Annotated in this window: 14 protein-coding genes; 8 read left to right on the top strand and 6 right to left on the bottom strand. The window is 56.1% G+C overall.

All coding sequences use genetic code 11. The features are described from left to right. Position 1: 1 nt before the first annotated feature. The 8 genes from lptB (at position 2) to yjgA (ending at position 6400) form a co-directional block, all read left to right on the top strand. The gene (gene lptB, locus H573_RS0112440) at positions 2–727 is read left to right on the top strand and encodes an LPS export ABC transporter ATP-binding protein (RefSeq protein WP_027874568.1); all 726 of its coding nucleotides are present in this window, start codon (positions 2–4) and stop codon (positions 725–727) included. Between the two features lie 144 nt (positions 728–871). Beyond that, positions 872–2365: an RNA polymerase factor sigma-54 gene (locus H573_RS0112445; RefSeq protein WP_027874569.1), complete on the top strand. Its 1494-nt coding sequence runs from the start codon at positions 872–874 to the stop codon at positions 2363–2365. A gap of 69 nt (positions 2366–2434) precedes the next feature. After that, positions 2435–2722 carry a ribosome hibernation-promoting factor, HPF/YfiA family gene (gene hpf / locus H573_RS0112450; RefSeq protein ID WP_027874570.1) on the top strand — a complete coding sequence of 96 codons (288 nt, stop codon included), beginning with the start codon at positions 2435–2437 and terminating at the stop codon, positions 2720–2722. 29 nt (positions 2723–2751) lie between these two features. Further along, a complete protein-coding gene (locus H573_RS0112455) occupies positions 2752–3201 on the top strand; it encodes a PTS sugar transporter subunit IIA (protein ID WP_027874571.1) in 450 nt (149 codons plus the stop codon). Positions 3202–3203: 2 nt separating this feature from the next. After that, positions 3204–4061: an RNase adapter RapZ gene (rapZ, locus tag H573_RS0112460; RefSeq protein WP_027874572.1), complete on the top strand. Its 858-nt coding sequence runs from the start codon at positions 3204–3206 to the stop codon at positions 4059–4061. An 18-nt stretch (positions 4062–4079) separates the two neighbouring features. Further along, the gene (locus H573_RS0112465) at positions 4080–4349 is read left to right on the top strand and encodes an HPr family phosphocarrier protein (protein ID WP_027874573.1); all 270 of its coding nucleotides are present in this window, start codon (positions 4080–4082) and stop codon (positions 4347–4349) included. 130 nt (positions 4350–4479) lie between these two features. Next, the gene (gene mgtE / locus H573_RS0112470; protein WP_027874574.1) at positions 4480–5838 is read left to right on the top strand and encodes a magnesium transporter; all 1359 of its coding nucleotides are present in this window, start codon (positions 4480–4482) and stop codon (positions 5836–5838) included. 37 nt (positions 5839–5875) lie between these two features. After that, entirely contained in the window at positions 5876–6400 is a 525-nt protein-coding gene (yjgA, locus tag H573_RS18075) for a ribosome biogenesis factor YjgA (protein WP_234701872.1), read from the top strand. Positions 6401–6402: 2 nt separating this feature from the next. Here the strand turns inward: yjgA and H573_RS0112480 are convergent, their stop codons facing one another. The 6 genes from H573_RS0112480 to mreC are packed head-to-tail and all read right to left on the bottom strand — an operon-like array spanning position 6403 to position 14440. Then, positions 6403–7212: a carbon-nitrogen hydrolase family protein gene (locus tag H573_RS0112480; protein ID WP_027874575.1), complete on the bottom strand. Its 810-nt coding sequence runs from the start codon at positions 7210–7212 to the stop codon at positions 6403–6405. Continuing rightward, entirely contained in the window at positions 7209–11021 is a 3813-nt protein-coding gene (locus tag H573_RS0112485; RefSeq protein ID WP_027874576.1) for a YhdP family protein, read from the bottom strand. The genes H573_RS0112480 and H573_RS0112485 overlap by 4 nt, the downstream gene beginning before the upstream one ends. A 33-nt stretch (positions 11022–11054) precedes the next feature. After that, positions 11055–12530, bottom strand: coding sequence for a ribonuclease G (gene rng, locus H573_RS0112490; RefSeq protein WP_027874577.1), 1476 nt, complete (start codon positions 12528–12530; stop codon positions 11055–11057). A gap of 4 nt (positions 12531–12534) precedes the next feature. Then, positions 12535–13116 (bottom strand): Maf family protein, encoded by a 582-nt coding sequence (locus H573_RS0112495; protein ID WP_027874578.1) that lies wholly within the window; start codon positions 13114–13116, stop codon positions 12535–12537. 1 nt (position 13117) lies between these two features. After that, complete coding sequence (gene mreD / locus H573_RS0112500) at positions 13118–13603, bottom strand: rod shape-determining protein MreD (protein ID WP_036256726.1); 486 nt, start codon at positions 13601–13603, stop codon at positions 13118–13120. Positions 13604–13606: 3 nt separating this feature from the next. Next, the gene (gene mreC / locus H573_RS0112505; protein ID WP_084498057.1) at positions 13607–14440 is read right to left on the bottom strand and encodes a rod shape-determining protein MreC; all 834 of its coding nucleotides are present in this window, start codon (positions 14438–14440) and stop codon (positions 13607–13609) included. Positions 14441–14449 lie beyond the last annotated feature (9 nt).

Below are 14449 nucleotides of genomic sequence, written 5' to 3' on the forward strand. Positions count from 1 at the left end.
CATGCCCGTATTGAAAGCCAGCAACCTCGCTAAAGCCTACAAGGGCAGAGAGGTAATCAAAGACGTCTCCCTGAGCATTAACAGCGGTGAAATAGTCGGCTTGTTGGGCCCCAACGGGGCGGGGAAAACGACCTGTTTTTACATGATCGTCGGCATTGTCAACGCCGACCGCGGCCGCATTCAGCTCGACGACAAAGACCTGACACCACTCTCCATCCAAGGTCGGGCCAAACATGGAGTGGGCTACCTCCCCCAGGAAGCATCCATATTCCGGAAGCTGAGCGTCGCGGATAACATCATGGCGATATTGGAGACCCGCAGCGACCTGAATCGTAAGCAACGCAAAGAAAAACTCGAGGCACTGCTACAAGAGTTTCACATTGCCCATATTCGCCAATCGCCAGGTATGGCGCTCTCGGGCGGTGAACGACGCCGAGTAGAAATTGCGCGCGCACTGGCCACCGAGCCCAGCTTTATTCTGCTCGACGAGCCCTTTGCAGGGGTAGACCCCATCTCGGTGAACGATATTCAGCAGATTATTCGCCACCTGCAGGCGCGCGGCATCGGCGTCCTAATTACCGATCACAACGTGCGAGAAACCCTCGATATCTGCGAAAAAGCCTACATAGTTGGCGAAGGCCGCATCGTTGCTGAGGGCAATGCCGAGGCCGTACTCAACAACCAGATCGTGCGAGACATCTACCTCGGCGACACATTTACCCTTTGATCAAAAAATCGGCACAGCAATTGCTTTAAACGCCTATTGCAGCGGTGCGGCTGCGGGACTACACTGATCCTGAAGCATCGTCGTTACATGAATAAATAGCGGCATTTAATCCCTCAGGTATGGTTGTAGTAGAAGTCATTGCCTATGAAACAATCGCTCCAGCTAAAAGTCGGTCAGCAGCTGACCATGACGCCCCAGCTGCAACAGGCGATTCGTTTATTACAGCTTTCCACCCTCGACCTCCAACAGGAAATTCAGTCGGCACTGGACTCCAACCCCTTGCTCGAAGTGGAGGAAGACAGCGACAGCCCGGAACCCCAGAGCAGCAACAGCCAGAGCGAGAGCAACGCCAATGAGGCTGAAGGAAAAACGACCTCTTCTGAGGAAGCGCCCAGCAACGACGCCGACAGTGAGTGGGCCGAGCGCAGCGACATCCCCGAAGATTTGCCGGTAGACAGCCAGTGGGAAGACGTCTATCAAAGCTCCGCGCCAAGCTCCTCCGCGGCCGGTAGCGCCGACGAGGACTACAACAACGACTATCGTCACGGCAGCTCAGAGTCACTTCAGGACCACCTGCGCTGGCAACTCAATCTCAGCAGACTCTCAGACCTTGATCGCATCGTCGCGGATGCCATCATCGACGCGATCGATGATAAAGGGCGGCTCACCGTCAGCCCCGAAGAGCTGGTGGACGCCTTCGACGACGACAATATCGAAATAGAAGAAGTGAATGCTGTCCTTCACCTCATCCAGCAGTTTGACCCCCCGGGTGTCGGCGGCCAAGACCTTCAAGAATGCTTGTTAATTCAACTTCGACAGCTCTCCCCAGACACCCCATACTTGGCTGAAGCACTGCAGATTGTCGAGCAGCATATGTCCCAGCTCGGCAACCGTGATTACAACCAAATCATGCGTCGCTGCCGGCTGAAAGAAGACCAACTGCGCGATACCCTGGCACTCATTCAAACGCTGAACCCCACTCCCGGCGACTGCGTGGGGAACGACGAAACGGAGTATGTGGTACCGGATGTATTCGTCAGCAAAAAAGAAGGCCGCTGGCTAGTTGAGTTAAACCCAGACATTGCCCCGAAAATCCAAATTAACAGCCACTACGCATCGCTCGCCAAAGACAGCGGCACCAGCAGCGACAAAGACTATATTCGCGACAACCTCCAGGAAGCGCGCTGGTTCATTAAAAGCTTGCAGAGCCGCAACGAAACACTGATGAAAGTCGCCACCAAAATTGTGGAATATCAGCGCGGGTTCCTGGAGTACGGCGACGAGGCGATGAAACCGCTGGTGCTCCACGATATCGCCGATGCGGTGAGCATGCATGAATCGACGATCTCACGGGTTACCACGCAAAAATACATGCATACCCCGAGGGGCATCTACGAACTCAAATATTTTTTCTCCAGCCACGTATCGACCGACACTGGAGGAGAGTGCTCCTCCACGGCAATTCGTGCACTGATCAAAAAATTAATTGCAGCAGAAAACCCCAAGAAACCGCTAAGCGACAGCAAAATCACCCAACTGTTGGCCGAGCAAGGCATCAAAGTCGCCCGGCGCACCATTGCAAAGTACAGGGAATCACTAGTCATTCCGCCCTCTAACGAACGGAAAAGACTAGTCTAATAAGGCCCGAACAGGCCCAAACAACGCGCCGGGAGGCGCCGGATGTTCTCAGCGATGAAGGAGCAAGATATGCAAATAACCGTCAGTGGTCACCATGTTGAAGTCACCCCGGCACTTCGCGATTACGTCAACAACAAACTCGCCAAGCTGCAACGGCACTTCGACAATATCACCAATACCGACGTTACCTTGTCAGTAGAAAAGCTGGTTCAAAAAGCTGAAGCCACCGTACATGTGGCCGGCGCCGATCTGTTCGCCACCTGTGAATCAGAGGATATGTACGCGGCCATCGACAGTCTCACCGACAAGCTCGATCGCCAGCTTATTAAACACAAGGAGAAAAACCTGGGCCGCTAAAGGCCCGGGAATGTTCCGGAAACGTAAACATGACCCTTGATTCAATACTCAGCCCCGGACGTACCCACTGCGGTACGTCTGTGGGCAGCAAGAAACGCCTACTGGAACAAATTTCTATTTTTGTCAGTGAGGATAATGCGCAATTCAACGCCGACGAACTGTTCAACGAGCTGCTCGCTCGCGAGCGACTCGGAAGCACAGGTATCGGGCACGGGGTTGCAATTCCCCACTGTCGCAGCCAGCAGTGCACCGAAATTACCGGCCTGCTGCTTAAACTTGCCGAGCCTATCGACTTCGAAGCAATTGACGACCAACCCGTAGACTTAGTGTTTGCGTTGATCGTTCCTGCCGAAGCGCACGACGAACACATTAAAGTGTTGGCGAGCTTGGCCAACGCCTTCAACGATGACGCTTTCCGCCAGCAGCTTCGCAGCGCAGACAGCGACAGCAACCTCTATGAACGTGCGGTAGCGAGCTAGGCGTGAAGCTTATCATTCTCAGCGGCCGCTCAGGTTCGGGCAAAAGCACGGCGCTGCACCAGCTCGAAGACGAAGGCTTTTACGCCATCGACAACCTGCCGGTGTCACTGCTGCCTGCACTCGTTACCGAACTCTCTCAAAGCACCCTGAAAGTCCATCAGCAGGTTGCTGTCTGTATCGATGCGAGAAACTCGCAGACGGAGCTCGCCCGCTTCCAAGAACTGTGCAAACAAGTTAGAAGCCTGGCCAGCTTGCGCATTCTTTTTTTAGATGCCAGCGACGACAAGCTCATTAAGCGTTTTAGCGAGACCCGCCGAAGACATCCGCTGAGCACCGACTCCCAGCCGCTTAGCGACGCCATAAAACAAGAGTCCGCTCTGTTGGAGCCCATTGTCGCCGAGGCATCGCTGACCATCGATAGCAGCGACATGACCGCGCATCAATTGCGCGCCACCATACGCGACCGCGTTCTCGGCGTCGACGCTAGCCGCATGGCATTACAGCTAAAGTCCTTCGGCTTTAAGCGCGGCCTACCCATTGATGCCGACCAAGTCTACGACTTGCGCATGCTCCCCAACCCTCACTGGGACGAGGCGCTGCGCAGCCTTAGCGGCCGCGACGACGCCGTTCAGCACTTCCTCGACGCCCAGCCTCAAGTCCAACAGATGTATAGCGACATACTCACTTATCTGCAGCGCTGGCTGCCTGAAATAGAATCTGCAGGTCGCAGCTACTTCACCATCGCGATCGGTTGCACGGGTGGACAACATCGCTCAGTATACATGGCCGAAAAGCTGGCTAAGGCGCTTCGCGACACCTGTCCTGGCCTGCAAGTTCGCCACCGCGAACTTCAGCACTAACCTGGGCTGGACAAGGCGATGCAAGAAATCCAAATTCCCATCATTAATAAACTCGGCCTTCACGCCCGTGCTGCGTCCAAATTCGTGACCACCAGCACCGCCTTTGCCTCTCGCATTCAGGTATCGGCTGGGCAGCAATGGGTCGACGGGAAAAGCATCATGTCGGTGATGATGCTCGCGGCCAGCAAAGGCATGACTCTGCACATTCGCTGCGAAGGGGAAGATGAACAAGCAGCCCTCGACGCTCTCGTCGACTTGATCGAACGCCGCTTTGACGAAGGCGAATAAATCAAATACTGCGCATTTCAGCGTGATTTCGTCCGTCTGCAATTGTTGCCCAGCGAAGATTAAAGGATAATTCTCGCCACACTGTGTGACTGCTATCCAGCAGAAAGCCGAACGCAACGCAGAGAGCTATATGGCCCAAACCGCAGAAAAGCCCCAAGCTGAAAGCCGCCTAGAGCTACTGAATGAAGCTCTGGGCTCCGGCGCGTTTCTGCAAATTCGGCGTATGCTCAACGGCCTGCCCCCCGTCGATGCCGCCCACCTTATTGAGTCGACACCGCAAAAAGTGCGGGGCGTGCTGTGGCAACTTGTCGATACCGAAAATGAGGGTGACATCCTTCAGCATCTGAGCGACGAGGTGCAGAGTCAGTTCCTGCGGCACATGGATGCCGAGGAAGTCGCCGCGATCACCGAAGGCCTCGAAACCGACGATATCGCCGACATACTCCAGCAACTTCCGGACCGCGTGATTCGCGAAGTGCTGGAGTCGATGGACCATCAAGACCGGGTGCGCGTTGAGCACATACTGTCCTACGACGAGGACAGTGCCGGTGGTCTGATGAACACCGACACCATCACTGTGCGACCTAACATCACCCTGGACGTCGCACTGCGTTACCTGCGGCGGCACGAAGAGCTACCCGCAATGACCGATAGTCTGCTGGTGGTGAACCGCAATGACCAGTTCATTGGCTCACTGTCGCTGCGAAAGCTGCTGGTTTCCGACCCCAGCGTTACCGTTCGTGAAATCATGGACACCGAGGTTGAGCCCATTGTGGCCTCCATGCCCGCGCGCGATGTTGCCAACCTCTTCGAGCGGCGGGACTGGGTCAGCGCCCCCGTGGTCGACGACAATCAATTGCTACTTGGCCGAATTACCATCGATGACGTCGTCGATGTTATCCGTGAAGAGTCCGACCACTCACTGATGAGTATGGCCGGCCTCGATGAAGACGAAGACACCTTTGCATCGGTAATGACCACCGCGCCGCGGCGCGCCATTTGGCTCGGCATCAATTTATTGACGGCCTTTATTGCCTCCGGTGTTATTAATCTTTTCGAAGGCACCATTGAAAAGGTCGTCGCACTGGCCGTGCTCATGCCCATTGTCGCGAGCATGGGTGGTGTCGCCGGTACACAAACATTAACCGTAGTGATTCGCGGTATGGCCCTTGGCCATATCAGCCGCAATAACAGTCGCTGGCTGATTAATCGTGAGGTTCTGGTTGGGCTCATGAACGGGCTGCTGTGGGCATTAATTGTCGCGCTGGCCGCCAGTTACTGGTTTAACGACCCCTTAATCGGCGCCATTATCGCAGCCGCCATGGTAATTAACCTGATCACTGCCTCACTGGCCGGCGCTATTTTGCCGCTGGTAATGAAGGCGCTAAACATCGACCCCGCATTAGCCGGCGGCGTTGTGTTAACCACCGTTACCGATGTTGTCGGCTTTATGTCCTTCCTCGGACTAGCCACGTATTTTTACGCTTGAGGCCCACTCAAGCCACGCCGATAGAGCAACCGTTATTGTGACCGATATAGACGATCAAGAACGCCCGAGTAAAACCGCGCTGAAGCGCGAAATGGAAGCCCTGCAAAAACTGGGCAGCCGCCTGGTGGGCTTAAGCAATGCCGATTTGGCCCGGGTTCCCATCAACGACCCCGACCTTGAGGAAGCCATTGCCACGGCGCGGCGAATTAAAAGCCGCGAAGGGCTTCGCCGGCAAATGCAGTACATCGGAAAATTGATGCGCCGCGTTGATGCCAGCGGCATTGAAGCTGCGCTGCTTGAACAGGAGCAAGGGCAAAAAGCATTGGCGCGACGCTTTCACGAGCTAGAGGGCTTGCGAGACGATATGCTGGCCGCCGGCGTGAAGGGCGTCGACGCGGCACTGCAACGTTTTCCCAATGCCGATCGACAGCGGCTTCGCCAATTACTCATGCAAGCTGGCAAAGAAAAAGCGGCGAATAAGCCCCCCGCGGCAGCGCGCAAGCTCTTTCGCTACCTGCGCGAACTTCAGCAGATTGCCAACGAAGAAGAAGGCCAGGCGTAGAACTAGAATCGCCGGTGTTGTGACACCGGCATTTTTTGGCGCAGCGCTCGCTGCGCCGCCATGTCGATCTCAGCTGTCGCAATGCCAGCGCCAAACCCGAGTTCGGCGAGTACGCGCCCCCAGCTGTCAATCACGCAGGAACCTCCGGATGTCTCTCGGCGCGTGCTGTGAATACCGCCCTGATTTGCCGCAATGACCGCTACCTGATTTTCAATGGCACGCGCCCTCAGCAAGGGCAACCAATGCGCCAGCCCCGTGCGCCGTGTAAACGCCGCCGGCAACGCCAACAGCTCCATCCCGTCATCGAGCATTAGACGAAACAACTCGGGAAAGCGCAGGTCGTAACAGACCGCTACGCCAAGCCGCCCCCAGGGGGTATCAATAACGCAGGGCCGCTCACCGGGAGCGTAGTGTTCCGACTCCCGGTAGCGTTGCTGTGCATCGCCAACATCGGCATCAAACAAATGTAACTTGCGATAATCGGCGACACATTCACCGCTGTCATTGAAGACCAGCGAGCTGGCATAACAACGACCATCCGCTGCAGGCAATGGCAGCGTTCCCGCGACAACCCACATCCCCAAACGTTTAGCCTGCTCGGCCAGCCTTCCCCGTATCTCTGCGTGCTGCTGCTCTCGGCAAGCCACATCCTTCAGCGCTGAACCGCTATCAAAACAGGCAAAATTTTCTGGCAGCACCGCCAACTGCGCTCCCTGACAAGAGGCCTCTTCCAGCTTCTCTAACGCGTCATTCAGATTGACGCTCACCGCTGCGCCGGACACCATTTGCACCGCCGAGGTACGCAGTATCATGGCGCAACCTGCGACGGCATCTCTTGCCCCTTTAACTCAGTGGGCGAGACGTCAAAAATCTTTTTGAAGGAGAGCTCAGGCTGTTGAACCGTGCCCCGAATGTCATACACCGCACTGGAGAAACTATCGACTTGCTCTTCGAACACCTTCGTTACCACATACGCTCCCGCAGCAGCCGGTAAGCCACCAACCAGCGCGGCGACCCAGGGCAGGTTACTGCCAACAGGCAGGGTGGCAACCAGCCGCATATCTAAGGCCTCCGACACGAGGTCGATATTACCGCTCATCTGAAACCGGCTCGACGGCCCACTGACTTCCAGCGGTTGAGTTAGCACCAGTTGCTGCTGGCCAAAACCCAGCTCACCGCGCATGTCGTCAAAATGTACGCCCTTGCGGAATACATCTCGAAAATCGAATTTCAAGCGGCGCACTATATTGGTCATATTAAAAATACCCAACACGCGCAATGCGCCACTGGCCGCATCCGAGGTCTTTAAAAATCGACCATTCTTTAAGGCAAATTTCACCCTTCCCTGGCTCGCGCTCATCGCCCATTGGTCCGGTGAGCCTGGCCAACTCACATTGACATCAAAGCCGCCGGAGCGCGTCTCTAGAGAGCGTTCATAGCCGAGCGAGCTGAGCACTTTCCCCATGTCGCGAACCGCAAATTTACCTTTGATCTGAGAACCTCGGCGGCCATTTTCCTGATACCACCAATGCAAGGCGTTTTGCCTGCTGGCGTCGCCCAAGTCGATTCCCAACACCTGCCCCCGAAGCGCTGAGAAATGCGCGCCAAACAGGTCTGTGCGAAGGTCAAAACCGACACGGCCATAGTTTTTACCGCCAATACTGAGTGATTCAATATCGACATCCAAGGCTGGGAACGACCTCGGATCAACATCGCCTAAATGCTCGGCAGCGGAACCACTGCTGCCAAGGCTTGGCAGCGCGAGACGCTCCAGCATCAACACGTAGGGGTCACCCAGCTGCGATGGCAGGGCAATATTCCCTGCAACCTCATCACTGTCGATACGCAGCGTCCAATCCCCCGCTTCAGACCGGGCACTGATATTTGCGGAGTGTAGTATTCGCCCGAGCACTTCCAGTTCATCGACCTGCAAGCGATCAACAAACACCGGGACTTCCCCTCCCGCCGTGGCAACGGGTTGCAGAGACTGCCATTCTAAATAATTGTCGAGAGCCAACTGCCACTGATCCATGGCAGCAAACGCCAGCCCCCCACCAATACTCAACGCCCCCTCGCGCAAGGGCGCTCGGTTGCCATCGCCAAGTGTCACGGAAATCGCGCCATCACGCTGGCGGTATTGCAAACGAAACGACTCGGCAAGCTCGACGCTGAGCGGCGCCCCTGAACCGGCAAAGGACTGATAAATTTTCAATGGCCGGGACTCATCGGCGCCCTTGTATAGCGGCTGTGGTAATCGCACTTCCACTCCGCGCATCGCCGACTCGACTTCAATCCCAGGGCGTTTGCCGCCGGCTTGCACATGGACACTCACATCTGTGCGCCCCTGCAAAAACCCGAGCGCAGGCTGCTGTAGCCATGCGCGCACGGCGGCCATATCCATCTTCCCGGACGCCTTCACATGAACGACGTCACCGCGCTGCTCTATGCGTCCTTGAATAGACTCCCCCAACACCGACGCCCGCAAGCCGGAACTATTCAAACCGCTATCACTGCGATACTGCAGAGGGCCACGGACGTTATTCAAGGACAAATTAACATCCGGCAAGGTAAGCTCAGACAGTGCTAAATCCGCTTGCACAGCCACCTCTGGCTGCGGCTCACCGACTAAGGGCATTGTCAGCGAGAAACTGCTGTCCACCACACCTTCCATGCGCCAGTCATCTAATACTCCCCCTGTCATTGCCCCGAGAGGACTGCGCTTAAACAGGTTCTGAACAGCCGTCGCTCGCACACTAGCCGCGGTATTCACCGTCAACACCGGGCCGCCATGATCATCTAGACGTACATCAACCCGCGGCAGCTGCATGCCCACGAAGTTTCCCGCATACGCCGTGGCCCACACCTGTCCGTCATCGAGGTACACCTGCGCCCGCTCGGCGGCAACCTCGGGCCACTCATCGTGAAAGGCCAACGCCAGCGCTCGCGTATCGAGCTTCAACTGCACCGTGCGCCCATCGTGGTCGCCACTGCGTAGCGACCCCCGGTAAATAAATTCAGCCGTGGATGCCCGGCCCGCGCGAATACTTTGATCCAGCCAGCGCCGCAAACCGGCGTCCAGTACGTCGGGAACATAGGCCTTCGCCGACGCCAGCGGCAATCGCTGCGCCGCTATCGCCAAGGTCATTAGCGGTGGCTCTGAGGCCTCTTTTGACAGCGGCAGATCTAACCGTAGCAGGGCTGTTAGCGGCGCGTCTGCGTCTCGCGCCTGCAGTGGCGAGCTTCGCAGTACCAGCCGGTCATTGTTCAGTTGCCAATGTACCTCACCCCTCATATTGTCGAGCGTGAAGGCTTGGGGATATAAATTGGGAAACGCCAGGCTAAGCGCGTCGGTATCGATCACCGCAGTTCCGGAATTTTCGTCGAGCTCCAGGTAGCCATTTACCCCCTCTGCACCCGGTGCCCCTTGCCAGGGCGCTAGCGCGACATTTGACAGCTCACTTCGCAGCGAGAAGCTGGATGTCTCACTGCGCTTAATATTCAAGTGAAGGTTTTTAAGCTGCCCCGATGGTTGCAAGGTATCGAGGGTGTCCTGTAGATCGCGCTTTAGCACACCGCTGTCGCTGAGCAGCGCCGTACTTGCAGCCAAATCCAGCGCGGGCAGAGAAAACGTCCACGATACGTCGCCCTGGTGGGTGAGCGATAGCCCCGCCAAATCCAACTGTTGGTCGCGCCACTTGGCCGAAAAATCGCTAAAGCCTATCTGCCAGAAATCACCGCGGTGATGGCCGACAAACTCCATTGAGACATCGTGAAATTGCTCGGTCGATCCCCACAGGGCACCCGCCGCCAGGGTATCTGCCCGAATCACCCCCTTTGCCACCATTCGGCGCCCCGCTTGCCAAGCCAGCCAAAGGCGGCCGTCCACCGGGTTGTGAATAATCTGCTGATTGCGAAACAAAGGAGCGAGGGCTGAGAAGCGACTGTCATCAAGCGATACAAATGCCGATGCCCGGAAATCGCGATCGCGCGGATCACCATAGGCTTCGGCAATAAGGCGGATCTCGCCGGTTTGATCCGCGCTCAGGCTGGCATAGCTGCGCCGGAAATGCCCATCGCTTGACCAACTGAAGTCGCGACTGCGCACCGAGGTTTTGCTGCCATCAGCAAAGGTTAAGCTAACATCCAGGCTTTGCATGCTCGCCCGGCGCACCGCGAGTACAACATCGAGCAGGGTGTCTAGATTTGTCCCGCCACTGCCCCCGGACATACCGGGGATCGACCAGCGCCCAGCCTTATCTTGAAGTAAGTCGAGCTCAATGTGACCGACACGCAGTTGCTTTAGGCGTGGACCAACACCGAGCAAACTGCCAATTGGGTCGAGCACCACTTTCGCTCGATCCAGCTTGATGGCACCGCCGCCAATATCCAGGCTTTCCAGCCTTAAGACCGGCGACAACCCCGACCAACTTCCCGTCAGCGCCTCCGCCTGAAGCTCAATACCAAGCGCCGCCTCAAGTTCATTAAAAATTTCCGTTTGGTAGCGCGACACTAAGCCGATGTATTGACGCCCCAAACTGACGTAGAGCGCCAGCAACACGAGTAACAGTAGTGCTAAGCTCCAGACCAGGGCGTAGGCTCGCCGCAACAATCCCTGTAGCATCGCGATCAAGCCACTCGCGCTAAAACAGCGGATTTACAGCAGCACAACATCGAACTGTTCCTGGGTGTACATCGTCTCAACCTGAAAGCGAATACTAGCACCGATAAATTCTTCTAAATCGGCAACGCTGGCCGACTCCTCATCTAACAAGCGGTCGACCACCTCCTGCGAGGCCAGCACTAATAGGCTGTTGCTTTCATAGGCTCGGGCTTCGCGCAGTATTTCCCGAAACACCTCGTAGCAAACCGTCTCTGGCGACTTCAATGAACCGCGGCCGTGACAGTAATGGCAGGTTTCACACAGCACGTGCTCTAGGCTCTCGCGTGTGCGCTTGCGCGTCATCTCAACCAGGCCCAGCTCAGAAACCCCGGTAATACTGGTCTTCGCGTAATCTTTCTCCATCGCGCGTTCTAGCGCTCGCAATACCTGCCGCCGGTGCTCGGCATCTTTCATATCGATAAAGTCGATAATAATAATGCCGCCCAAATTGCGCAGGCGAAGCTGACGAGCCAAGGCTGCCGCCGCTTCAAGGTTCGTTTTAAATATGGTTTCTTCCAGATTGCGATGACCGACAAATGCCCCGGTATTGATATCAATGGTGGTCATCGCTTCGGTCTGGTCGATAATCAGGTAGCCCCCTGATTTCAATTCAACCTTGCGGCCAAGGGCGCGCTGAATCTCGTCTTCAACGCTGTAAAGGTCGAAGATCGGCCGTTCACCTGGGTAGTACTCCAGCTTAGAGCGAATCTCCGGCAGATAGTCTTTGGCAAACTCATCGACACGCTGGAAACTCTCCCGGGAATCGATGCGGATTTTTTCCAAACCGGGATGCACCAAATCACGCATTGTCCGCATAAACAACGGCAGGTCTTCATATATTACTGAGGGTGCCGTATCACGCTTCATGCGACGCTCTACCGCCAACCATAGCCGACGCAAAAACGCGATATCTGCGCGCAGTTCATCCTCGCCCGCCCCCTCGGCAGCCGTGCGCAGAATGTAGCCATCCGTCAGTACTAGGGGTTCATTATCATCGCCGTCACGCAGGATTTTCTCCATCAAACCTCGCAGGCGCTGCCGCTCGTCTTCATCATCAATGCGATGAGACACACCGAGATGAGAGCCCCCTGGCATGTAGACCAAGTACCGCGACGACACCGACAAGCGGGTACTCAAACGCGCCCCTTTGGTCCCCATAGGGTCCTTGGTAACCTGAACCGTAAGCTGCTGACCCTCGCGGATTTTGCTGCGAATATCCGCGTGCTCACCGCCCTCCTGCTCAAGGGCGACAATATCCGAAGCGTGAATAAAACTGGTTCGCTCCAAGCCAACTTCAACAAACGCTGCCTGCATGCCGGGCAGCACTCTCACGACCTTGCCTTGGTAGATGTTTCCAACAATGCCTTTAGAGCGGGTACGTTCGATATAGACTTCCTGCAATACCCCGTTTTCAACGACCGCAACCCGCGTCTCAACCGGCGTTACGTTAATCAGTATTTCTTCGCTCATGCTTTCACTCTGCCAATGCTGTCGGGGGATTTATACCCACCTTGCGCAGCGCTTTACGGGTTTCGTATAGCGGTAGCCCTACCACCCCACTGTAACTGCCATTGATACGCTGAACAAACTGTGCGGCGCGCCCCTGTATAGCATAGCTGCCCGCTTTGTCATCGGCCTCTCCGCTGGCGAGGTAATCATTGATATCGCTATCACTCAAAGGGCCGAAAGAAACCTCAGTAGCCACCAGCTCACTATATTGAACACCGCCTTGCGACACTGCTATTGCGCTGAGCACTCGGTGACTGCGATCACTTAAGGCGCGCAACATCTTCGCTGCGTCAGCGCGGTCACAGGGTTTACCGAGAATGTGTCCGTCGAGGTCGATGGCGGTATCGGCAGCCAATACCACGGCAGAGGGGTATCGCTGCGCAATCACATTGGCTTTTTCTTGTGCCATTCGCAGCACGTAGTCATCGGGGAGCTCACCAAGTCGAACACTCTCATCGATGTCGGCAGGGCAAATCTCTGCCGACAACTCCAACTGCCCCAGCAGATCAGCACGGCGCGGGGACGCAGAAGCAAGGATCAAGGTCATATCAGTACGCCACAAATAAGCGCTGCAACCACGACATCATCGGACGCAGGAAAAACCAAAGTAAGGCGGTGGAAAATACCGGCAGAAAAACCAACCAATGCGTCTGAGAAACGCCGTTTAAATTTTGCGCCCACTGATCGACAAGAATGCGGAACAACTCCAGCAGGGCGATCAGCGCCGCCTGCTTTCGCAAACTAAACATCCGCAGCTGTTGGTAGGATATTTGAATAATATAGGCGACGACGGCCAGCGAAAACGCATTCTGCCCCAACACCGTTCCGAGCAAAATATCCTGGACTATGCCGCACATCCAGCACAGAGCGATGCCAACATTTTCGGGCATTGCGAGTAGCCAGTATATCAATACCAGCATCAACCAATCCGGCCGCAGCCAGGCCAGGCCAGCGGAAAGCGGCGCTATGGTAAGCACCAGTGCCGCCAGCAAACTTACCGCGACAAAAATCAGCCCCTGAGCATGAGAGTCCATGACTTACTCCACCGCAATTTTTTCGCTAAATACCAGCAACACATTGCGACTGCGGTCGAGTTCTGCCAAAGGGCGGGCGTTAATTTCAGCAAAGGGTTTACCCGGGTCTATGGCAACTCGGGTGACTTCGCCCACAGGGTAGCCCGATGGGAAGCGATCGCCGAGGCCCGAACTCACCAGTAAGTCCCCCACTTGTATATCCGTTGTCGCGGCAACATGGGCAACACTGAGCTCGTCGATACGACCACTACCCTCAGCCACCGCGCGCAGACCATTGCGGCTAATTCGCACGGGAATAGCATGGGCGCTATCGGTAATCAGCAACACCCGACTGTGGTAGACGCCCACGTCGACAATCTGCCCCAGCAGGCCCTTGGCGTCGATCACTGGCTGACCAACAAAGGCATTGTCGCGACTGCCTTTATCCACCACTAGCATATGCCGATTGGGGTCGGAGGCCACACCGACAACTTCGGCAACGACCACCGTGTCTTTGACACGCTCCGCCGAGTTCATCAGCTCGCGCAAGCGGACGTTCTCCGTACTGAGTTCAATATATTTCTGCAGCTTGGCGTTGAGGATCAGCGACTCGGCACGCAGGGCGCGATTTTCTTCAAGCAGTTCACTGCGGCTACTAAACACGCCGCTAAACTGAGCACTCAAGCGAGAAGGCACATCGGCCAGCCAGTAAAACGGCGCGGCAACAACAGAAAGCTGGGTGCGAAGGGGGGCCATAGACTCCAGGCGGGCACCCAGAAGGATCAGGGCAAGCGCGAGGCCGCCCAAAAAGACAAGTCGACCGCCCGATGAGGGCGGCTTGGAGAATACCGGTTTAATTGCCGCGCC

Origin of the sequence: Neomelitea salexigens DSM 19753 (assembly GCF_000422345.1) — a bacterium.
Taxonomy (GTDB): domain Bacteria; phylum Pseudomonadota; class Gammaproteobacteria; order Pseudomonadales; family Spongiibacteraceae; genus Spongiibacter; species Spongiibacter marinus_A.